This is a genomic window from Pseudogemmobacter sp. TB195 (genome assembly GCF_058313095.1).
Genome location: NZ_JBZEGG010000003.1, coordinates 189,170 through 208,260 on the forward strand (window position 1 = coordinate 189,170; position 19,091 = coordinate 208,260).

A 19,091-nucleotide genomic window follows, 5' to 3' on the forward strand; every position below is an offset into this window, starting at 1 on the left:
ATGATCTCCGCGACGGGCGCCGGAAGCCTCTCCTCCGGCCCTCAACCCGTCACGGAAAACCCGTCCGCACTCTCACTCTGAAGGGGGCGTTGCGGGGTCTCCCCGCAGAAGGGGGTGCGCCGGCGACCGAGGCGCCGGCCAGGGGGAAGACTTTCCCCCGCAATCCGTAAATCAGGGCTTCGGCAGGCATGGACGTCCGGTTCAGAGATCGTCGATATGCTTCTCGATCTGCGCTGCCAGCCTGGTGAGTTTCTGACCTCGCAGGATGTCGAGGAAGTCGGACGCGGACACACGCGACCGCCTGAGATTGCGCCGAGCATTCGCCAGCGACCCGGTGGTCTGCTCCGGAAGCTGTTCATGGAGATCGGCCAGGAAGGCGTCTGGTGTCTGACGCACCAGATTGTGTTTTCTCAACGCGCCAACCGGGAAATCGCGCAGGTTCCAAGTGATGATCGTCGATGCGCCTGCCGCGATGGCGGCTGCGGCGACATGACGGTCATCGGGGTCGGGGAGACTGATGGCAGGGATATGCTGTTCGTATCCGGCAATACGCGCCTCGGGCAATGCAAGGTCCATGAGACGCTTCGTGCCCATCAGGCGATCGGGCGGAAGGCCCGGCGTATTGGCGATGAGGTTCTGCATCCATTCGTCATGGATCGCATCGGTCCAGCGCGCGTGGAACAGGCGGTCGACTGCCGCCTGCACGATGACGTTCCTCAGATGAAACGGATACAGGACACAGGCATCGCAGACCGCGACAACGGGATTAAATGCCATAGCGGAGGTTGAGATCCTCGGCATCGGCCGCCAGGCCTTCCATCGCCTTGCGCTGGCCGTCGATCTGCGCCTTCAGCGCCAGAACGTCCTTGAGCGATGCGCGGCGATGCTTTCCCACATAGCGGAACGGCAGATCGCCGATGTCCATGCGATGGACGACGAGCGGCCGCGAGATGCCGAGGATTTCGGAGGCATCGGCGGGGCTTAGTTCCTGATCCTCGGCCAGCACGGCGACGCGCTCGCCGCTGCGCAGATGGTCCAGCAGGGCCTCGACCACATCGGCCGCGGCAGGCGGCAGTACGACGGTCTGCTCCTCTCCGTCCCGGCGGCGGACACGCAACTCGAAGCGGTCGCCCGCCCCGAGACTGGGAAGGGCGAGCACCTTCTTGCGGTCCCGGTCCGAAAGACCGGCGAATTTGACAACCTGGCTGGCCATGGCGGTTTCTCCTTCCTGACCAATATAGGCGCCCTGAACGCTAACTGCAATAACTGAAAATCTGGTATCAGGCTGCAAGGCGCTCATCCTCCTCGGTTTCTGGCTCACCGATCGCCTGAAGCAGGAAGCGCGACAGTGCAGCCTTGCGGGAATCGCGATCCAGCGCATAGGCGGTCTGCTTGAATTCGATCCCGTCGAGCAATCCCTGAATGTAGCCGGAGATCGTGTCGGCGGCCATGATCAGGGCCGTGTCGAGCGAATGGATATACTTGCTCGTGACCGACCCCTTGGCGTGCCCGACCAGCGCGGCGATCGTGACCTCGGTGAAACCGAGATCGTTGGCGATGCTGGCGAAGCTGTGCCGCAAGACATGCGGCGTCACGTCGGCCAGCGGGCTGTCCCTGAACATCTGTCTCCAGTGGTTGGGAAAGCCGCCGAAGGCGTTGTCCTCGCCTTGGCCGGGGAACACATAGGTGCCCGTCGCCGTCTTGCGACGTTCTTCCAGATATTCGATCACCGGCAGGCCAACGGGCCGAATGGAGGCGCCTTCCTTGCTTTCCTTGAGGCGTATGCAACTCGCGTCGATATCCGCCTCGGCCCATTTGAGGCCGATCATCTCGCTGCGGCGACAGCCGGTGAGCGCGATCTGCCGGATGATCTCGACCGTCATCTCATATTTCGGATTCTCGGCTGCCGCCCGCAACATCTCGCCGAGGATGCGGTATTCGGCTTCGGTGAGACGACGATCGCGCACATTGTCCTTGGGCTTGCGGATACCATGCGCGGGATTGGAGGTGATGATTCCGGCCTCCATGGCGTATGTGAGAATGCCACCGAGGAGCCCGACGGTCCGCGTAGCCGTGCCGGCGCCGCCGCGCACGATGGCTTTGCCGCGCAGCTTCTTGGTTTTGACCGATACCGCCGTCTTGCCGGCCATGACGTCCTTCAACACCTTGGCGACATCGGCCTTGACCAGATCTTTGACCTTGCGGTTGCCGATCAGCGGAATGATGTGCCGGCGAATTCGGCCCACATCGCTGACGATGGTGCCTGCCTTTTTTGGGCGTCCGCCTTTGCCGAGGATGAGACCAGCGTCGAGATCCTTGAGATACATCGCGCACAACTCCTTGACGGTGAGCGCCTGATGATCGAGCTGGCGTTCTTCGGAAGGGTTGTCACCTTGGGCCACCCGGCCGAGCTGTATCTTCGCTTCCTGCCGGGCGGTTTCTGCCGTCCAGATGCCATGGAGGCCGATAGTGTAACGACGGGTTCGACCTGCGGCGCGATATTGGATAAGGTAGCTGCGTTTTCCGGACGCGAAGACACGAAGGCCGAAGCCGGGCAGCTCGTCGTCCCAGATGAAATAGTCCTTTTCACGGACGGCAGCGGCGTCCACCACACGTTTTGTCAGCTTTGACATTAGCCATTCCTCCCGCTGAGGAAGGGTTGCTTCCGCGGAAGCACCACGGAAGCACCCGGATGGAATTCGGAGCGAAGTTCTGGATATGGATTTCGGCGGGAAAAGCAGAATTGTCCATATGTTTCAAATCGTTGTCGTATCATAGCGTGCCCTGGCGTGTATTTAGGATAGCCAGGACAAAATGCTCCGAAGGCAGAGGTCACAGGTTCGAATCCTGTCGGGTGCGCCACAAAATCAATCACTTACGCTGTTTGAGGATTTGGCGAAACTGTTACGCATAACAGGAACGTCTATTTTCGCGGGTTTTCCATCGCGCGTCTGGCTGATTCCATGAAGCCCGGAGAATGGTGTCCATAGACCTTTTCGATGGTCTCCTGGCTGGTCGCGAAGAAACCGGCCGCCTCCCAGGTGGTAACCCCGTTATGCATCGCCCATGTGATCGCCGTGTGTTTGAGGGTGTGAGGCGTTACCGCCTGCAAATTCGCTTCACCCACCGCCTTGATAAAGGCGCGCTTCACGTCGACCACGGGCGCGCCGTTGTACTCGACCGCCCAAATTGCGCCCTTGTTCTGCCAGCGCCGAAGATGCGACAGCAGCTGGCGCGGAATAGGGGCCGGGGTTCGGCGCTTCTTCGTGCTCGGCTCATCCTCGGCTTTGCGGAACATGATCCCACGCTCGAGATCAAACCAGCCGCCGCGCGTATTGGGCGTGAACCCCATGCGTGTGATCGCGTCCTTGCGGGTGCCAGTGTACAGGCCAATCAGGATAAACCGGGCCAGGTGGCCGGCTTTGTGTCCTCGGTATGCGGCCCACAGGAGGCGCGCAGCTTCCGACCTCGTGAGCCATCGATCGCGAGGATCTGCCTTCTCCGGTAGCGTCACAACAGGCGCGCTCGTCAGATATCCCTCGCGGTGAGCGTAATTGATCGCGGCCTGCAAGGTTCCAAGTTCCCGCCGAATCGTGGCAGGCGCTACCGGGGCCCATTCGACAGGTTCGCGGGTCTCCGGACCGCGCCTTGCAACCTTCTTACGGGTCTTTGCATATCGGCGGCAGGTCTCACCCTTCACATGTGAGACCTTGAGCGCAGACCAGAATGGCAGCAGAGCGTCCAGCGCTTAGCCAATACGCGCCGGGTCCGCGACGGTCGGCGCATATTCCTCGGCATAGATCGTCAACACCTCTCCGAGCGTTACATTTCCCGGCTCATTGGCAGCACCGTCGCGCCCTTTGGTGGCGATGTAGGCCGCGAGGGCTTTTTCAGCATCCTCACGGCGTTCGCAGCCCGTGCTGCGGTCGGGCTGACCCGTGTCCCGGATGTACCAGTGGGGGCGATGGGCGAACTTATGGAGGCGGGCTCCCTTGGCTTGTCTCGGCATTTTTTCACCAGGTCATTGAGACGGTCGCGCTCCAAACGAATTGCGCGGCCCATTCGCACGATATAGCCGTGGTTCTCTGCTGCGGATTTCAGGCTTGCTGGCGGGATACCAAGCGCCCTGGCTGCATCCTTTATCTCACAGAGCGGTGCGATCTTCGATGCGGTTCTGCATTGCCCCCATCATCCGCCCCCTTTCTCTTGCGCGGCGGCGCGGGCGAGGCGCCAAGCGAGGACTGGCAGCCAAATCAGCAGGATCAGCGGGAAGGCGACCCAGTTCGTCGGCATCCACCAGACGATCTTGCGCCGCGAAACCCGAGTGTTGCCGAAGAAGAACGGTATGCCATTCTCTCGCCAGAACAGCGGGATATTGAAACGGCCGCGTTCGAAATAATACATCCCCTATTCCCCCATCTTCGCGAGCGCGGCGCGGTGATCTTCCAGCTGCCTTCTGACGATTTCCACCATGGTGCGCGGTGGGCGCGGGACCAGCACCGGCAGACCGCGCGGCCCGATCACCATTTCGGAATTGGCGAATGTGATATCCGGCCCGCTCATCCCTGTATCCCCCGATAGGCGCGGAGGATGGCGGAACAATTAAGCTGAGTCGGCAGTTGATATGCATCAGCCTTTAAAACTGGAGGATCAGCTATGAAAACTCTCTCGATAGTTATTCTGTCTGCCGGCTCGCTCATGCTTGCTGCATGCGGACCAAATACTGCGACACGCGCCACCACTGGCGCCGCGACTGGTGCGGTTGTGGCTGGACCGGTCGGCGCAGTTGCGGGGGCCGCTCTCGGCGGAAGCGGCGCGGTTCGGGTGGAGTAATTCACGGGCGCCCCTCCTTCCGTTTGTCGTGAGAGGCGAGGGCGGCTTTCAACTTGCGGTGAGCGCCACGAAGCGCTGCATTGTGGTTTTGCGTGGCGTTCGGCCCGAAATAAGTTGCGCGTTTCACGCCCAGCGTCAGAGCGGCAGCCTCTGCCAGCTCATCCTCTCCCGCCCGGGCCTCGGTGAGTTGGGCGGTCAAGCGCTCGCTTTCCGCTTCAAGATCCCGCTTATTCTTGAGAGCGACCAAGGACAGATCCTCGACGGTCAGGCTGTGCAGGTAGCCGGGCGCATCCTCACCGCCCACGATCACATAAGCCAGCTGCCAACGCTCTTCTCGCAACCGCGCCACCTCGGCCTCAAGCGCCTCGATGCGGGCGCGGCTGGCGAGGCTATCGCGCACCATCGCAATCAAGCTGGTCGCGTGATCCAGATCCATGCGGATCTGCGCCGCCCCGAGATAGACCGCGCCGATCAGGCCGTCATTCAGCGCTGTCAGCTCGTCCTCGGTGAGCCTCGCCACCAGCGTATCGGTGTCAGTGGTCATGAGGGGCCTCCGTGCGGGCGGCGAGCAGTAGAACCTCGCGCTTGCCGACATGGTTTGGGCGCGCGACGATGCCGGCGTCCTCCATGGCCTCGACGTGCCGGGATGCCGCATTGTAACCGATCCAGAGCTTACGCTGGATAAAGCTGGTGCTGCACTTTCCGGTCAGGACGATCAGTCCCACGGCGGATGCGTATTGCATATCGTTATTGTCGCTCACGTCTCTCTCCTATGTCTCGCGCAGTCAGCGCGGAAGGTTTTTGCGCAGGATCGTGACCAGAAAATCCCGATCGGCGGCGTCCTGCATGTCTCTGACCAGCGCGAGGGCATCGCCCATGTCACCGCCAGCCTCGTAAATGTCGTAGAGCCGGGCCGCCCAAGGCAGCCGAGCTAAGCCAGCGCCAGCCCAGAACCGTTCGCGACCAGTTTCCTCGGCAAGGTGCAGCGGGCGGGCCATCGGCAAGCACGTCCAGAGCGCCGCCTTCCTCGCCTGCCGACACTTCCAAGGCGTCGACCTCATCCAGGATCAGGACGCGGGCAGTGCGGGCGCGCAGGTTCTTCGGGCTGGCCCCGCTGACAAGCGTCAGGCTGCCACCGGGGAACTGGCGGAAGAGCATGTTGTCCCGCTTCGCCACATCCTTCTGCAGGGCCTGCCGCAGCGCGGGCGAGGCCTCGAAAGTCGGTTCGATGATCGCAGTCATCAGCATGCGACAATCGTTTTCACTTGGCATCACGACAAGGGTCAGGGCCGGATCGTTCAAGGCGTAGTGCCCGAGGGCCGCGACTCCGAGCTGTGTCGCACCGACGCGGGCAGATTTGAGCCATGTCACCCTCTCCACTCCGGGGTCCCCATGCTGCGGGCGATCTCGCGCTGATAAGGGAAGAGCCTCATCCGGCCTGCGGTTGCCGCCACGGTCGAGGGCAAGCGCACGTTCTCCTCCACCCAATCGGCCAGGTCGAGGCGTTCTGGCGGGGCGAGAAGTGCGAGGGCCTCACGGCGCAGGATCGCCAGAGCGGGCGCAGCAGGGGCGAGTTCGGTTTGCATAGGGTCAGCCTCGGGAAAACTCAGTCAACAGATGCGGCGGCGGGATTTTCGGGGTCAGCGGCGATCTCGCGCAGCGCTTCCCGAAGTTCGGCGTCGAGTTGCACCATCTGGGCGCGGCTCAAGCCAGTGACGCGGCTCGCTGTCGCCGACCGTTGCCCCTGGACGTTGCGCATGTGTGAGGCAAGCACAATCCAAAGCCCCAGGTCCGGTGCGCCTTTGTCAGCCCTTCCAGAAGGTCTGCGATGAACTCGTTCTCGGCATCGCGCTTTGGCTGTAGCGAAAGCAGGTCTCGGCTCAACCCAAATGCCCGACAGGCCAGCGCGATGCTGACCCCCTTCGTCGCCACAGCCTTCTCGGCCTTCGCCAGCGGCCTCGAACCAAGGGCGGCTCGCTGGCTCACCCGGCGTTGAGCTGGCCGTGTCATTTTTTTCCAAGGGTTTCCTTGAGCAACTCGGACTGCATGCTCAGCTCGGCGAAGATGCGCTTCAGCCGCCGGTTCTCGTCTTCAAGCGCCTTCATCTGGCTCATCATCGACGCATCCATGCCGCCATACTTCGAGCGCCATTTGTAAAAGCTCACCGTGCTGATCCCATGCTCGCGGCAAAGTTCAGGCACGGCCACGCCCCAGGAATCATTTCCGCGGAGAGCTTTATCTTATGCGCAACGGGCCCCGCCATTCGGTTCCGGAATCACCGACTGACCAGCTCAGTTCTGCGGTGCCTGTGCCGCATGACTGTTCGCGCCGCGCCGGATCAGATGGCAGGTCACAGCGGCGTCAGTCTGCGCTTCAAGATAGTCATGCCCGGCACCGGCGCAGAAATGCGGCAGATCGATCACCGCCATGCGATCCGTGGTGCGCACAAGTAAAACCTCGCCAGGTTCCATCGCCAGCAGACGTTTGCGCGCTTTCAGCACGGGGAGGGGGCATAACAGCCCCTCGCAATCGAGGTCCTGGTCGTATTCTGCGGTCATAGGGCGGTGATAGCGGGCTGCGACAGAATGTGACAGAGGAATGCCGTCAATGTGAGCGCAGAGCGGATGACGCGCCCGCCGGCTATGGCTATGAGTTCGACCATGTTTGGAATTGATCTCTTCGATGCAGGGCTTGGCCCGGCCAGTTTCATCGCGCTGATCGCGGGGGTTTTGTCATTCCTCTCGCCCTGCGTGCTTCCTGTCGTGCCGCCCTATCTGGCCTATATGGGCGGGATTTCCGTTGGCGAGATGAAAGAGGGAAGGGCCAGGCGCCGCATCCTCGTCCCGGCTTTGTTTTTCGTGCTGGGACTTTCGGTGATCTTCCTGCTTTTGGGATTCACCATGTCGGCCTTTGGGGCCTTCTTCCTGCAAAACCAGGTGATGTTCGCCCGGGTTGCAGGGATCGTGATCTTCATTTTTGGCCTGCATTTCACCGGCATCATCCGCATCCCGATCCTTGATCGAGAGGCGCGGCTGGATGCGGGTGATCAGGGCGGATCTGCCTTTGGCGCCTTTCTTCTCGGGCTGGCTTTCGCGGCGGGCTGGACGCCTTGCATCGGGCCGCAGCTTGGCACCATCCTGTCGCTTGCGGCGCAGGAGGGCTCGGTCTCGCGCGGGACCTTCCTTCTGGGCGTTTACGCGGTGGGGCTGGGGCTGCCGTTCCTGATCTCGGCCCTGTTCATCGAACGTGCGATGGGGGTGATGAACCGCCTCAAGCGCCATATGAAATGGATCGAGCGCGCGATGGGCGCCCTGCTGCTGATCGTCGGCACGATGATGGTGACCGGGGCCTTTACCGATTTCAGCTGGTGGCTCCTGAACATTTTCGAGACGCTCGGCCTGCCGGTGCCCGGCTGACCCCTTATTCCTGCCCGATTTCTTTGGCAGACTGGAGCCGGTGCCTGAAATGGGGTGCCGGAGGTGGGCATGGCTGATCAGCGACAGGGCGATATTTTCCGCCGGAAGGTATTCTACCTTCCGGGCTATGACCCGTTTCATCCGCGCCGCTACCGCGAGCTTTACCGCAAGGAAGGCACGGAACAGGCGCGGCTATCGGGCTATGATCTGAGCCTCAGGCCGAAAAAAGCGGGCGGCCCCTATGGCTGGCGTGTCGAGGCCAGGATCGAAGGGCGCGCGGTCGAGACTGATATGGAGGTGCTGGTCTGGTCCGATATCGTCAAAGGCTCGATGTCCGAGACGATCCCGGCGACCTATCTGCAGCTTTTCCGCACCGCCTGGGCCTATATCGGATCGGGGGCGCTGTTCCGGCTGATGCGGCTCAGGAAAGGCCCGATGATCGCGGCGCTCTACCCGATTGTCTTCCTGCTTGTGCAGCTGGGCATTGCTTTGGGGTTGGCCTGGGCCGGTTTTGCGCTGGTGGCGCATGTGCTGCATTGGGCGCCGGGCCTTCCGGTCGCGGGCGCCATGCTCTGGGGTGTGCTTTATTGGTTCCGAAAGAAGGACAATAAGGTCTTTGCCTGGTATCTGATGCATGATTATGCCTATTCGGCGCAGTATAAGGGCGCCAACCCGCCGGAATTAGAGGCGCGGATGGGGGATTTCGGCAGGCAGATCCGGGCCGCGCTGTCCGGAGAATACGACGAGGTGCTGGTGATCGGCCATTCTTCGGGCGCGCATCTCGGCATCTCGATCCTTGCCGATCTTTTGCGCGCGGGCCTTCCCGCACCGCGCCCGGTTCTGTCTTTCCTGTCGCTGGGCCATGTGGTGCCGATGGTTTCCTTCCTGCCCGACGCCACCCGCCTGCGCGCCGATCTGGCCTGGCTCTCCACCCGCGACGAGATCGCCTGGATCGACGTGACCGCGCCCGGCGACGGCTGTGCTTTTGCGCTCTGCGACCCGGTTTCAGTCTCGGTCGCGCCGCCAAAGGGCAAACGCTGGCCGCTGGTGATTTCCGCCGCCTTCACGCAGACGCTGAGCCCGGCGCGCTGGCGCGCATTGAGGCGGCGCTGGTTCCGGCTGCATTTCCAGTATCTGTGCGCCTTCGACAATCTGGCGGGCAGCCCCGGCGACTATGATTATTTCCGCGTGACCGCCGGGCCGCAGACGCTGGACGCGCGCTTCAAAACCCGTCACCCGTCGAAAAGCCGCATTGAAGCCACCGTCAACCGCTATAGGAACGTGGCGTGAGCAATGATCCCAAATCCTGCCCCTTTACGGGGGCGTCCAGGGCGCCCGTCCCCCCGAAACCCGCGGCGCGCGCCGACCGGGTTTCGCTGCTCACCTATCTGCGGCTCTTTCGGCGCGACATCCTCTCGGCCCAGCCCGCGCGGCTGTACCGGGCCTGGATGGCCGAGTTCCGCACGCCCTTCTTCCGCTCCTATCTCTGCAATGACCCGAAGCTTGTCGATCTGGTGCTGAAGGACCGCCCCGAAGATTTCCCGAAATCGAACCGGATCCGGGCGGGGCTGGAACCCCTTCTGGGCAATTCCGTCTTTGTCACCAATGGCGAGACCTGGAAATACCAGCGCCGCATCATCGACCCGGCCTTCGAGGGCGGACGCCTGCGCGACACCTTCCCCGCTATGGTGGCGGCGGGGCAGGCGGCGGTTGCCCGGATGCAGAGCCTGACCCAGGGCAGCACAGGAACCGAGGTTGAGGTCGAAGAGGAGATGTCCCATGCGGCGGCGGATGTGATCTTCCGCACGCTGTTTTCGATCCCGATCGAGCATGAGATCGCGGCCAGGGTCTTCTTTGAGTTCCGCGCCTATCAGCGCACGCAGCCGATCCTGAACCTGGCGGCCTTCCTGCCGCTGCCCCGCTGGTTCCCGCGCCTGCATCGGGGGCGCACCAGGGCTTCGGCAAAGATGATCCGCGACCTGATCACCCGGCTGACAGATGCACGGGCGGCTGAAATCGCCGCAGGCACCGCGCCCGATGATCTCGCAACCAAGATCATGACCACCGCCGATCCCGTGACCGGCCAGCGCTTCACGCCCGCCGAAATGGTCGACCAGGTCGCGATCTTCTTCCTTGCCGGGCATGAGACCAGCGCCTCGGCACTTGGCTGGTCGCTCTACCTGCTCGCGCTCAGCCCCGATGTGCAGGAGCGCGTCGCGGCCGAAGTCGCCACGCTCGGCGCTGCCCCCGATTTCAGCGCCGTGACCCGGCTGCGCTATACCCGCGATGTCTTTCGCGAGGCGCTGCGCCTCTACCCGCCGGTGCCGATGATGGTGCGGCAGAACACGCAACCCGAGACGTTCCGCGACCGTAAGGTCAAACCGGGCGCCCAGATCGTGCTGTCGCCCTGGCATATCCAGCGCCATGAGCGGCTGTGGGAAGACCCCGACGCCTTCTGCCCCGCCCGCTGGCAAACCGAGGCCGGCCGCCAGTCGGCGCGCGAAGCCTATATGCCCTTTTCCGCAGGCCCCCGCGTCTGCACCGGCGCCGGCTTCGCTATGGTCGAAGGCGTCCTCCTCCTCGCGATGCTGGTTCAGCGCTTCCGCTTTGACCGGATCGAGGGCGCCGACCCGGTCCCGGTCGCCCATCTCACCGTGCGCGCCGAAAACGGCATCCGCCTTCTCGTCACGCCCCGCGGCTAGAAGAACCGGGCGCACAGAAAAAGGCGCCCCGAAAGAGCGCCTCCCAATGTCTCCGACAGCAATTTCATCTGTCTCTAAATATCCCGGGGGAGTCTGCCAGAGGCAGACGGGGGCAGAGCCCCCACGCCCGGCCAGCCAGATCTCAGAGGATCTCGACCTTGTAACCCTCAATCACCGTATTCGTGAGCAGCTTCTCGCACATCGCCTTCACATCGGCCTCGGCTGCGGTCCTGTCCGTCGCCGTCAGATCCAGCTCGATCACCTTGCCCTGACGCACGCCGTCCACACCGGCAAAGCCAAGCGCGCCAAGCGCGTGGCGGATCGCCTCGCCCTGCGGATCGAGAACGCCGTTTTTCAGCATGACGGTGACACGGGCTTTCATCGGGGCCTCCGGGCTCTGGTATTTGTCGCGCCCCTCATATCCGCGTGGCGCGACAGGGGCAATCGGATCAGTTGATCAGCGAGGGTTTCGAGACATGGGTGACATTCGAGGGCAGGACCCCGATCCGCCGCGCCAGTTCCGCATAGACATCGGACAGCGGCCCCGGCTCGGGCACCGACCCGTCGGCGCGTTCGGGCTGGCGCAGATCCCACAGCGTCATCGAGTCCGGGCTGATCTCATCGGCCAGGATCAGCCGCATATAATCGCCGTCCCAGACCCGGCCGATCTCGATCCGGAAATCCATCAGCCGTACACCAACGCCCAGCATGACGCCCGAAAGGAAGTCATTCACTCTGAGCGCCAGCTCGACCATATCGTCGAGATCCTGCTGATTGCCCCAGCCAAAGGCGATGATATGCTCTTCGGTCACCAGCGGCGTCCCGAGCTTCTCATCCTTAAAGTAATATTCCATGATCGGGCGCGGCAGGCCCATGCCTTCGGGGATCCCCAGCCGGTCTGAAATGCCGCCGGTGGCGAAATTCCGCACGAGAATCTCCAGCGGAATGATCTCGGCCATCCTGACCAGCTGCTCGCGCATGTTCAGGCGGCGGATGAAATGGGTCGGCACCCCGATATTGTTCAGCCCGGCCATGAAGAATTCCGACAGCCGGTTGTTCAGCACACCCTTGCCTTCCGAGGCCGCAGAAATCGGCGCGACATTGGCGCCGCTGCCGGCTTCGGGGCCGTTCTCGTCATCCTTGAAATACTGGATCAGCGTACCCGGTTCCGGTCCTTCGAACAGGATCTTGGCCTTGCCCTCATAGACCTTCTTGCGACGTGCCATGGTGACCTTTGTACAGACAATGACGAAAGGGGCGGCTCAGCCACCCCGGAGGTTTCCCGGCCTATAGCTGACCCCCCAGGCGGGGGCAAGCGGGCAGGGGCGTCGGGAGGGGGCAGGCGGTGCTGCGCCGGGCAAAATTTGCCGCAGGCTTTCTTCTTGCAGGTGCCTGGGTGGATGATCATATGGAAGATGAGACCATGAAAACCATGACCCGGACAGGGAGCTGAGAGATTACATGAGCACTTTTGACGACCGCGAAAACGCATTCGAGGCCAAATTCGCGCATGACAGCGAGATGCAGTTCCGGGCCGAGGCGCGGCGCAACAAGCTGGCCGGCCTCTGGGCGGCAGAGCTTCTCGGCAAAACCGGTGACGACGCCAATGCCTATGCGTTGGACGTCGTGGCGGCTGATTTCGACGAGCCGGGCATTGAGGATGTGGTGCGCAAGCTCGCCGCCGATCTGGGGGACCGGGTGAGCGCCGATCAGATCCGCGCCAAACTGACCGAGCTTCTGCCGGTGGCCAAGGCGCAGCTCCTGAACGAAGTCTGAGGACTGATTTTCTCAGGAGGCCCTGCGGCATCGCAGAGCCGGAAAAAAGAGCGCCGCGCGGGAGATCAGTGCCCCGACGCGGCGTTTTGCGGTGATCTGGTGTCGGGAAAGCGATTGTACGACCTGCGGCACCATGTCAGGAACAGGATCAGCACTGCCGCCCGTGAGGCGACGCAATCTGTTAAGAAAGGGTGCCCGATGACCAATGATGCCCCGAAGAAGAATGATCTGCTGAGCCAGCTGCTGGCCGAGCGGGACTGGCTGATGGCCGATGGGGCGACCGGCACCAATCTCTTCAATATGGGGTTGGAATCGGGCGAACCGCCGGAATTGTGGAATGTCGATCGCCCCGATAACATCCGCACGCTTTACCGCAATGCGGTCGAGGCGGGGTCGGATATCTTCCTGACGAACACCTTTGGCGGCAATGCCTCGCGGCTGAAACTGCATAATGCCCAGGGCCGGGTCCATGAACTGAACCGGGTCGGTGCGGCTTTGGGGCGCGAGATTGCCGATGCCTCGGGGCGCAAGGTGGTGGTGGCAGGCTCGGTCGGGCCGACCGGAGATATTTTCGAGCCGATGGGCACCCTGACCCATGCGCTCGCGGTCGAGATGTTCCACGAACAGGCCGAGGGTCTGAAGGCGGGCGGCGCCGATGTGCTCTGGGTCGAGACCATCTCGGCGCCCGAAGAATATCGCGCGGCGGCCGAGGCGGCGAAACTTGCGGGCATGCCCTGGGTCGGGACTATGAGCTTTGACACGGCAGGCCGCACCATGATGGGGGTGACCTCTGCGGCGATGGCAGAGCTGGTCGAGAAACTTCCCGAGGCGCCGCTGGCGTTTGGCGCGAATTGCGGGGTCGGGGCGTCGGATCTGATGCGCACGGTGATGGGCTTCATTGCCACCGGGACGACGCGGCCGGTTGTGGCAAAGGGCAATGCCGGGATCCCGAAATATCACGACGGCCATATCCATTATGATGGCACGCCAGAGCTGATGGGCGTCTATGCGGTAATGGCCCGCGATGCCGGGGTGAAGATCATCGGCGGTTGCTGCGGCACCATGCCAGAGCATCTGAAAGCGATGCGGCGCGCGCTGGAAGAAACACCTCGCGGCCCCGCGCCGAGCCTTGAAGATGTGGCGTCAAAGCTGGGCGCTTTCTCCTCCGTGTCCGATGGCACTGACGGCGAAGGCCCGGCCAAACGGGAACGTCGCGGCCGTCGCGGCTGACAGCAGCCCGTAACATCTCCGCCTCTGACGCCGGATCAGGATACCGACGCGCCGCCAGGTAACTGGCGGCCGTTTTCTTTCCAGAAAACGGCCAAATTCCTTTTTGAAAGGAATTTGCGGCGCGTCTGGCGCCGGGCTTACGGCAGGGTCAGCGGCGCCTGGGTTTGCCGCCCTTGCTGCCTTCTTCCGTCATCAGCCGAGCGGCCTCGGCCGCAGCGCGCAGCTCTTCGGCGATCTCTTCCGCCTCTTCGGGGTCGAAATCCAGCGGCAGTTCGATCCCGCCTTCGGCTTCGATATAGATCCGCACCATACCGGCATCGGTTGGCCCGATCTGGATATTGGCGGCGATGTCGCTTTGTTTGTTGATGCCCATGGCGGCTCAGGCTCCCGGATGAGACTTTTCTGCCCGTGAGTTTCCACCCCGCAGGGTGGCACCTGCAAGCAGTATCGCCCCTGGGCGCAAAAAGGGAGGAATGGTACCGACACCCCGGCTCGAACGGGGGACCCCCAGATCCACAATCTGGTGCTCTAACCAACTGAGCTATGTCGGCACTTGGCGGTTGATTAGCGCCCGGCTGAGGATATTGCAAGGGCAGAGCGGCAGGAATTTTCACCCGGGCCAAATCAGCTCCTGCGGGGCAGGGCAGACCTCTTCCGGGCTTGCCCTGCGCCGGACCTCCGCTATTTTCGCCCCTCCTGTCTTATCGGTTTCGTCTCGGAGGATTCGCATGTCTGTCGCCCGTATTCCGGAAATCATCGCCGCCGAGATCGGGGCCCAGACCCGGCAGGTTGTGGCGGCGGTCGAGCTGCTGGATGGTGGGGCCACGGTGCCGTTCGTCGCGCGCTACCGCAAGGAAGTGACCGGCGGGCTGGACGATACGCAACTGAGGAAGCTTGAAGAACGGCTGACCTATCTGCGGGAACTTGAGGCGCGGCGCGCCTCAATCCTCGGTGAAATCACGAATCAGGGCAAGCTGACCGACGATCTTGCCTGTGCGATTGCCGGGGCGGTGACCAAGGCCGAGCTCGAAGATATTTACCTTCCCTATAAGCCGAAGCGCCGCACCAAGGCGATGATCGCGCGCGAGGCAGGGCTGCAGGGTCTTGTTGATGCGATTCTCGCGGATCGCCGGGCCGATCCGGCGGTGCTGGCGGCCGGGTTCCTGACCGAGGGCTTTGCAGATGCGAAATCCGCGCTGGAAGGCGCGCGCGACATCATCGCCGAGGGGCTGTCGGAGGATGCGGGGCTTCTGGGCAGACTGCGCGAGCATATGCGCAAGGAAGGCCGGCTGAGGTCTAAGGTCCAGGCCGGGAAAGAGACGGCTGGCGCGAAATTCTCGGATTATTTCGATCACACCGAATCCTTCCGCGACGCGCCCTCGCACCGGGTTCTCGCCATGCTGCGCGGCCGCAATGAAGATGTGCTGACGATTGATCTGGAAATCGACCCCGAGGCAGCCCGCGGCGAATCTCCCTCCGAGCGCGCCTGTGCGGCGGTGCTGCTGGCCTCTGGCCCGGGCGCGGGCGACAAATATCTGCGCGAGGCGGGCGCCTGGGCCTGGCGGATCAAGCTGAAAACCTCGCTGACGCTGGATCTGATGGCGGAATTGCGCGAGGCTGCCGAGGCTGAGGCGATCCGGGTTTTTGCCCGCAATCTCAAAGATCTGCTGCTGGCGGCACCGGCGGGCGGCAAGGCCACGATGGGGCTGGATCCCGGCATCCGCACCGGGGTCAAGGTTGCCGTGGTCGATGCCACGGGTAAGCTTCTGGCAACCGAAACGGTCTATCCTTTCCAGCCGAAGAACGATCTGCGCGGCGCCCAGGTGGCGATTGCGAAGCTGATCGGCAATCTCGGCGTCAAGCTGATCGCCATCGGCAATGGCACGGCGAGCCGCGAGACGGAAAAGATGGTCGCCGATCTGCTGGCTTTGCTGCCTGCGGGCGCACATAAACCGGTGAAGGTGGTGGTCTCCGAGGCCGGCGCCTCGGTCTATTCGGCTTCGGAACTGGCGGCGCGGGAATTCCCGGGGCTGGATGTGTCCTTGCGCGGCGCGGTTTCCATCGCGCGGCGCCTGCAGGATCCTCTGGCGGAGCTGGTGAAGATCGAGCCGAAATCGATCGGCGTTGGCCAGTATCAGCATGATGTCGACCAGCACCGGCTGGCGAAAAGCCTCGACGCGGTGGTCGAGGATGCGGTGAATGCGGTGGGGGTTGATCTCAACACGGCTTCAGCGCCGCTGCTCGCGCGGGTGTCGGGCGTGGGGCAGGGGCTGGCCGAAAGCATCGTGGCGCATCGCGATGCCAATGGGCCGTTCGCAAGCCGGCGCGAGCTGTTGAAAGTCGCACGGCTCGGGCCAAAGGCCTTTGAACAGGCGGCGGGATTCCTGCGCATCCCGGATGGGAAAGAGCCGCTGGATGCCTCCTCCGTCCACCCGGAAGCCTATGATGTTGCCCGTAAAATCGTCGCCGCCTGCGGGCGTGACATCCGCAGCCTGATGGGCGATGGTGTGGCGCTGAAACAGCTCAATCCCGGTCAGTTTGTCGATGAAAAATTCGGCCTGCCCACGGTGCGCGACATCCTGTCGGAACTTGAAAAACCGGGCCGCGACCCGCGACCCGAATTCAAAACCGCGACCTTCGCGGATGGGATTGAAGAGATCAAAGATCTTAAACCCGGCATGGTGCTGGAAGGCACCGTCACCAATGTCGCGGCTTTTGGCGCCTTCGTCGATATCGGCGTGCATCAGGACGGGCTGGTCCATGTCAGCCAGCTGGCCGACAAATTCGTCTCGGACCCGCATGAGGTGGTGAAGGCCGGAGATGTGGTCAGGGTCACCGTGGTCGAGGTCGATGTCGCGCGCAAGCGGATCGCTCTGACGATGAAGAAAGACGGCGGCGCCTCGGCGAAATCGGCGCGTGAGGAACGTGGCCCGGGCCGGGATCAGGCCCGCGACCGCAGCCCGCAAAAGAGCAACCGGCCAATGTCCTCGGCACCGCAAAACTCGGGCGGCGGCAATGCCTTTGCCGATGCGCTCAAGGGCAAATTCGGACGCTGATGCGTTGCGCGCCTGCCGCCGGGGGCGATCCCCGGCGGAACCCTTATTAAGAGATTAACCGCTCACTCTGGCCCCGCAGCTTTCGCGGAGGGGTCACTTGCAGCGCATCATCATCCACTGGACCGGCGGCCCGCATCAGCCGACCGGGCTTGACCTGCACCATTATCACTATGTGATCGACGGCGCCGGCAAGGTCCATCCGGGACAGTTCCCGGTTGCCGCCAATGAAGGGCGGCTGGTCAGGGGCGCATACGCCGCCCATACGCTCAACTGTAACACCGGCAGCATCGGCGTCGCACTGGCGGCAATGGCGGGCGCAGTGGAGCAACCGTTCCGCCCCGGCCACGCCCCGGTCACCGAGGCACAATTGCGCGCCCTGGCCGGGCTTTGCCGCGTGCTCTGCGCGCGTTACGCCATTTCACTTGGCCCCTGTACGGTACTGACCCATGCCGAGGTACAACCGACACTCGGCATCGCGCAGCGCGGCAAATGGGATGTGACCTGGCTGCCTGGCATGGTTGCCCCCGGGCCCGCAATCGAGACCGGTGACCGGCTGCGCGCGCTGATCGCCGCCCCGGTGGTTGCGCAAAAGACCCGCGCGCGCGACGGCCTTCTCGCCAGCATTATCGCGCTGATCGCACAGGTTTTCCTACGTCAAAACAGGAGTTTCGCATGACGGCTGTTATGGCCCGCATACTCGCGCGCTATGTCTCGGGGGCGCTGGTGGCTTACGGTGTGATCGATCCGGGCCTTGGGCGTGAGATGGCGCTTGACCCGGATCTGGCGCTGATGATCGGAACAACACTCGGCGCGCTGGCCGAGGCCGGCTATGCGCTGGCGGTCCGCTTTGGCTGGCAAAGATGACGGGGTGGACGGTGGCGGCTTAGGGGCTGGTTCTGGCGCCTGTGATGGCGCTGATCCCGAAGGGCAATATGAGGTTGCTCAGCGCGGCGGGAGTTAATGCGCTCCCGGCCTTCACTGTCGATGTATCGCCGCACGTATCTGAGACTCTTGGTACGAATTATTCTAAAAGCTTGTCGAAAGGGTTGGGCGGCATTTTCGGCGTGGTCGAAGCCGGGTGTGATGCCAGGACACGAAAACCTCCGCCGGGTATGAGTTCAACAATGGCCATGGATTTGCCTGCTCCTTTCAGGAGCCTGATGGCTTTCTTCATCTCCACCACTCGCAGGACGGTCTTTTCGGTTGGGGATGTCTGGCCCAGGATCGCTCCCCGGCTTTGGCAGGCCGCTATGTAAATCCTGCCTGGACACCCACATCGCCCCTCGAAGAACATGATTCATGCCCCCTGGCCGGACGGAGGTGGCGATGCGTGGACCGAACGCGGCGACGGGATCGCTGTTCAGCGACGTCGACCCCGAGGAGCACGTCCCGGCACGGCACCCACATACCGCAACCGCAATGCCGAAGTCGGTTTCAGCGGCGAGGGACGCTCCTCCGGCGCGCGCAATGCTTAATCGCCACTCGCCAGTATCGGCCCGGCGCCTGACACTCGCGGCAGACCGCGGCTCTGACAGCGCGGAATACATCGTCGCGGCCGCGTCAGATGCTGGTCACGCCGCACGTCTGCCCGGAAATCCCGGCCTTCTGCCATCGCCCGCAGATCTGTCCGGCACCCAGAATACGCCAGGTCAAAGAGGGGGGGCGGAAGAGATCGGGGAGCCTTTCGGCCGGGCCAGGACAGCCACAGGAGCAGCACAGACGATGTTTCGCGGGATCGAGTGCACGAGCAAGTTTGCCGTGGCCCAACTCATCGACAAAGCCGACAGAACTACGGCCTGGGATTTCCTTCAGCACATGCCTGAGGCCGTGCCTTTGACCTCGGTTCACTCCATTCTCTCCGCTAAAGGCATCGAGTTCGCAGAGCAGCCTTCGAACCGGAAAACCATCTGCTCCCGGCCGATGCGCTTTGACATGATCTGTGAGGTCGAGCCAGGGCCTCGCCACCGCTTGGGGCGACCGTGGCGAGGCGGGATCGACCATTGGCTGACAGAGCCCGGTCACCCTTGGACCAATGGCCCGGTCTAACGCATGAACCGCAGGAATAAGTAGGCCACAGT

General features: G+C 63.0%; 23 protein-coding genes, 1 tRNA gene and 2 pseudogenes. 9 read left to right on the forward strand and 17 right to left on the reverse strand.

The genetic code is table 11. The annotated features are described in order from the left end of the window. Window positions 1-201 precede the first annotated feature (201 nt). From AC4FS3_RS05250 to AC4FS3_RS05310, 13 genes and pseudogenes are all read right to left on the reverse strand, one after another. Window positions 202-777 carry a VapC50 family PIN domain-containing toxin gene (locus tag AC4FS3_RS05250; RefSeq protein WP_030540683.1) on the reverse strand — a complete coding sequence of 192 codons (576 nt, stop codon included), beginning with the start codon at window positions 775-777 and terminating at the stop codon, window positions 202-204. Then, window positions 767-1,213 carry a MerR family transcriptional regulator gene (locus AC4FS3_RS05255; RefSeq protein WP_030540684.1) on the reverse strand — a complete coding sequence of 149 codons (447 nt, stop codon included), beginning with the start codon at window positions 1,211-1,213 and terminating at the stop codon, window positions 767-769. Before AC4FS3_RS05255 ends, AC4FS3_RS05250 begins: the two co-directional genes overlap by 11 nt. Before the next feature lie 67 nt (window positions 1,214-1,280). After that, entirely contained in the window at window positions 1,281-2,633 is a 1,353-nt protein-coding gene (locus AC4FS3_RS05260; protein WP_030540685.1) for a tyrosine-type recombinase/integrase, read from the reverse strand. Window positions 2,634-2,923: 290 nt separating this feature from the next. Further along, window positions 2,924-3,571, reverse strand: a complete 648-nt coding sequence (locus tag AC4FS3_RS05265; protein WP_491019640.1) for a site-specific integrase — start codon at window positions 3,569-3,571, stop codon at window positions 2,924-2,926. A 177-nt stretch (window positions 3,572-3,748) separates the two neighbouring features. Then, window positions 3,749-4,009: a hypothetical protein gene (locus AC4FS3_RS05270; protein ID WP_491019641.1), complete on the reverse strand. Its 261-nt coding sequence runs from the start codon at window positions 4,007-4,009 to the stop codon at window positions 3,749-3,751. 179 nt (window positions 4,010-4,188) lie between these two features. After that, entirely contained in the window at window positions 4,189-4,404 is a 216-nt protein-coding gene (locus AC4FS3_RS05275; RefSeq protein ID WP_283177597.1) for a hypothetical protein, read from the reverse strand. A 3-nt stretch (window positions 4,405-4,407) separates the two neighbouring features. Continuing rightward, window positions 4,408-4,563: a hypothetical protein gene (locus AC4FS3_RS05280; protein WP_491019642.1), complete on the reverse strand. Its 156-nt coding sequence runs from the start codon at window positions 4,561-4,563 to the stop codon at window positions 4,408-4,410. A 271-nt stretch (window positions 4,564-4,834) separates the two neighbouring features. After that, complete coding sequence (locus AC4FS3_RS05285) at window positions 4,835-5,377, reverse strand: hypothetical protein (RefSeq protein ID WP_491019643.1); 543 nt, start codon at window positions 5,375-5,377, stop codon at window positions 4,835-4,837. Next, entirely contained in the window at window positions 5,367-5,594 is a 228-nt protein-coding gene (locus AC4FS3_RS05290) for a DNA translocase FtsK (RefSeq protein WP_491019644.1), read from the reverse strand. Before AC4FS3_RS05290 ends, AC4FS3_RS05285 begins: the two co-directional genes overlap by 11 nt. Window positions 5,595-5,712: 118 nt before the next feature. Continuing rightward, window positions 5,713-6,213 carry a phage terminase large subunit family protein gene (locus tag AC4FS3_RS05295; RefSeq protein WP_491019645.1) on the reverse strand — a complete coding sequence of 167 codons (501 nt, stop codon included), beginning with the start codon at window positions 6,211-6,213 and terminating at the stop codon, window positions 5,713-5,715. Then, window positions 6,201-6,419, reverse strand: coding sequence for a hypothetical protein (locus AC4FS3_RS05300; RefSeq protein ID WP_491019646.1), 219 nt, complete (start codon window positions 6,417-6,419; stop codon window positions 6,201-6,203). Before AC4FS3_RS05300 ends, AC4FS3_RS05295 begins: the two co-directional genes overlap by 13 nt. Window positions 6,420-6,574: 155 nt before the next feature. Continuing rightward, window positions 6,575-7,043 (reverse strand): annotated as a pseudogene (locus tag AC4FS3_RS05305) (transposase); the annotation flags it as partial. An 81-nt stretch (window positions 7,044-7,124) separates the two neighbouring features. Continuing rightward, window positions 7,125-7,391, reverse strand: coding sequence for a sulfurtransferase TusA family protein (locus AC4FS3_RS05310; RefSeq protein WP_491019647.1), 267 nt, complete (start codon window positions 7,389-7,391; stop codon window positions 7,125-7,127). A 102-nt stretch (window positions 7,392-7,493) separates the two neighbouring features. On the opposite strand from AC4FS3_RS05310, the gene AC4FS3_RS05315 reads away from it, so the two are divergent. From AC4FS3_RS05315 to AC4FS3_RS05325, 3 genes are all read left to right on the forward strand, one after another. Next, entirely contained in the window at window positions 7,494-8,249 is a 756-nt protein-coding gene (locus AC4FS3_RS05315; RefSeq protein ID WP_491019648.1) for a cytochrome c biogenesis CcdA family protein, read from the forward strand. A 69-nt stretch (window positions 8,250-8,318) separates the two neighbouring features. Next, window positions 8,319-9,539 (forward strand): hypothetical protein, encoded by a 1,221-nt coding sequence (locus AC4FS3_RS05320; RefSeq protein ID WP_491019649.1) that lies wholly within the window; start codon window positions 8,319-8,321, stop codon window positions 9,537-9,539. Beyond that, window positions 9,536-10,951, forward strand: a complete 1,416-nt coding sequence (locus AC4FS3_RS05325; protein WP_491019650.1) for a cytochrome P450 — start codon at window positions 9,536-9,538, stop codon at window positions 10,949-10,951. The genes AC4FS3_RS05320 and AC4FS3_RS05325 overlap by 4 nt, the downstream gene beginning before the upstream one ends. Before the next feature lie 142 nt (window positions 10,952-11,093). Here AC4FS3_RS05325 and purS read toward each other — a convergent pair whose 3' ends face one another. Then, entirely contained in the window at window positions 11,094-11,333 is a 240-nt protein-coding gene (purS, locus tag AC4FS3_RS05330) for a phosphoribosylformylglycinamidine synthase subunit PurS (RefSeq protein WP_491019651.1), read from the reverse strand. Window positions 11,334-11,400: 67 nt separating this feature from the next. Next, window positions 11,401-12,177 (reverse strand): phosphoribosylaminoimidazolesuccinocarboxamide synthase, encoded by a 777-nt coding sequence (locus AC4FS3_RS05335; protein WP_283178135.1) that lies wholly within the window; start codon window positions 12,175-12,177, stop codon window positions 11,401-11,403. A 235-nt stretch (window positions 12,178-12,412) separates the two neighbouring features. Here AC4FS3_RS05335 and AC4FS3_RS05340 point away from each other — a divergent pair, with 235 nt between their 5' ends. Next, window positions 12,413-12,727: a DUF1476 domain-containing protein gene (locus AC4FS3_RS05340; RefSeq protein ID WP_283178134.1), complete on the forward strand. Its 315-nt coding sequence runs from the start codon at window positions 12,413-12,415 to the stop codon at window positions 12,725-12,727. 198 nt (window positions 12,728-12,925) lie between these two features. Beyond that, the gene (bmt, locus tag AC4FS3_RS05345) at window positions 12,926-13,957 is read left to right on the forward strand and encodes a betaine--homocysteine S-methyltransferase (protein WP_283178133.1); all 1,032 of its coding nucleotides are present in this window, start codon (window positions 12,926-12,928) and stop codon (window positions 13,955-13,957) included. Between the two features lie 148 nt (window positions 13,958-14,105). Here bmt and AC4FS3_RS05350 read toward each other — a convergent pair whose 3' ends face one another. Both AC4FS3_RS05350 and AC4FS3_RS05355 read right to left on the reverse strand, forming a co-directional pair. Continuing rightward, entirely contained in the window at window positions 14,106-14,330 is a 225-nt protein-coding gene (locus tag AC4FS3_RS05350) for a DUF6324 family protein (RefSeq protein ID WP_283178132.1), read from the reverse strand. A 101-nt stretch (window positions 14,331-14,431) separates the two neighbouring features. Then, window positions 14,432-14,508: transfer RNA gene (locus tag AC4FS3_RS05355), tRNA-His, on the reverse strand. Window positions 14,509-14,685: 177 nt separating this feature from the next. Between AC4FS3_RS05355 and AC4FS3_RS05360 the strand changes: the two genes are divergently transcribed. The 4 genes and pseudogenes from AC4FS3_RS05360 to AC4FS3_RS05375 all read left to right on the forward strand — a co-directional run. Continuing rightward, on the forward strand, window positions 14,686-17,013 hold the full coding sequence (locus tag AC4FS3_RS05360) for a Tex family protein (RefSeq protein WP_491019652.1): 2,328 nt from the start codon (window positions 14,686-14,688) through the stop codon (window positions 17,011-17,013). A 97-nt stretch (window positions 17,014-17,110) separates the two neighbouring features. Then, window positions 17,111-17,689, forward strand: a complete 579-nt coding sequence (locus tag AC4FS3_RS05365; protein WP_491019653.1) for an N-acetylmuramoyl-L-alanine amidase — start codon at window positions 17,111-17,113, stop codon at window positions 17,687-17,689. Then, on the forward strand, window positions 17,686-17,877 hold the full coding sequence (locus AC4FS3_RS05370) for a hypothetical protein (protein ID WP_283178129.1): 192 nt from the start codon (window positions 17,686-17,688) through the stop codon (window positions 17,875-17,877). Before AC4FS3_RS05365 ends, AC4FS3_RS05370 begins: the two co-directional genes overlap by 4 nt. Before the next feature lie 603 nt (window positions 17,878-18,480). Continuing rightward, a pseudogene (locus tag AC4FS3_RS05375) lies at window positions 18,481-18,753 on the forward strand (IS5/IS1182 family transposase); the annotation flags it as partial. Window positions 18,754-19,091 lie beyond the last annotated feature (338 nt).

Excerpts from the sequence above, each read along its gene's own strand:
- AC4FS3_RS05315 (WP_491019648.1), top strand. The coding sequence starts at position 7,494 with ATGTTTGGAATTGATCTCTTCGATGCAGGGCTTGGCCCGGCCAGTTTC.
- AC4FS3_RS05320 (WP_491019649.1), top strand. The coding sequence starts at position 8,319 with ATGGCTGATCAGCGACAGGGCGATATTTTCCGCCGGAAGGTATTCTAC.
- AC4FS3_RS05335 (WP_283178135.1), bottom strand. The coding sequence starts at position 12,177 with ATGGCACGTCGCAAGAAGGTCTATGAGGGCAAGGCCAAGATCCTGTTC.
- purS (WP_491019651.1), bottom strand. The coding sequence starts at position 11,333 with ATGAAAGCCCGTGTCACCGTCATGCTGAAAAACGGCGTTCTCGATCCG.
- AC4FS3_RS05270 (WP_491019641.1), bottom strand. The coding sequence starts at position 4,009 with ATGCCGAGACAAGCCAAGGGAGCCCGCCTCCATAAGTTCGCCCATCGC.
- AC4FS3_RS05340 (WP_283178134.1), top strand. The coding sequence starts at position 12,413 with ATGAGCACTTTTGACGACCGCGAAAACGCATTCGAGGCCAAATTCGCG.
- AC4FS3_RS05360 (WP_491019652.1), top strand. The coding sequence starts at position 14,686 with ATGTCTGTCGCCCGTATTCCGGAAATCATCGCCGCCGAGATCGGGGCC.
- AC4FS3_RS05275 (WP_283177597.1), bottom strand. The coding sequence starts at position 4,404 with ATGTATTATTTCGAACGCGGCCGTTTCAATATCCCGCTGTTCTGGCGA.
- AC4FS3_RS05370 (WP_283178129.1), top strand. The coding sequence starts at position 17,686 with ATGACGGCTGTTATGGCCCGCATACTCGCGCGCTATGTCTCGGGGGCG.
- AC4FS3_RS05285 (WP_491019643.1), bottom strand. The coding sequence starts at position 5,377 with ATGACCACTGACACCGATACGCTGGTGGCGAGGCTCACCGAGGACGAG.
- AC4FS3_RS05250 (WP_030540683.1), bottom strand. The coding sequence starts at position 777 with ATGGCATTTAATCCCGTTGTCGCGGTCTGCGATGCCTGTGTCCTGTAT.
- bmt (WP_283178133.1), top strand. The coding sequence starts at position 12,926 with ATGACCAATGATGCCCCGAAGAAGAATGATCTGCTGAGCCAGCTGCTG.
- AC4FS3_RS05255 (WP_030540684.1), bottom strand. The coding sequence starts at position 1,213 with ATGGCCAGCCAGGTTGTCAAATTCGCCGGTCTTTCGGACCGGGACCGC.
- AC4FS3_RS05280 (WP_491019642.1), bottom strand. The coding sequence starts at position 4,563 with ATGAGCGGGCCGGATATCACATTCGCCAATTCCGAAATGGTGATCGGG.
- AC4FS3_RS05260 (WP_030540685.1), bottom strand. The coding sequence starts at position 2,633 with ATGTCAAAGCTGACAAAACGTGTGGTGGACGCCGCTGCCGTCCGTGAA.
- AC4FS3_RS05300 (WP_491019646.1), bottom strand. The coding sequence starts at position 6,419 with ATGCAAACCGAACTCGCCCCTGCTGCGCCCGCTCTGGCGATCCTGCGC.
- AC4FS3_RS05350 (WP_283178132.1), bottom strand. The coding sequence starts at position 14,330 with ATGGGCATCAACAAACAAAGCGACATCGCCGCCAATATCCAGATCGGG.
- AC4FS3_RS05310 (WP_491019647.1), bottom strand. The coding sequence starts at position 7,391 with ATGACCGCAGAATACGACCAGGACCTCGATTGCGAGGGGCTGTTATGC.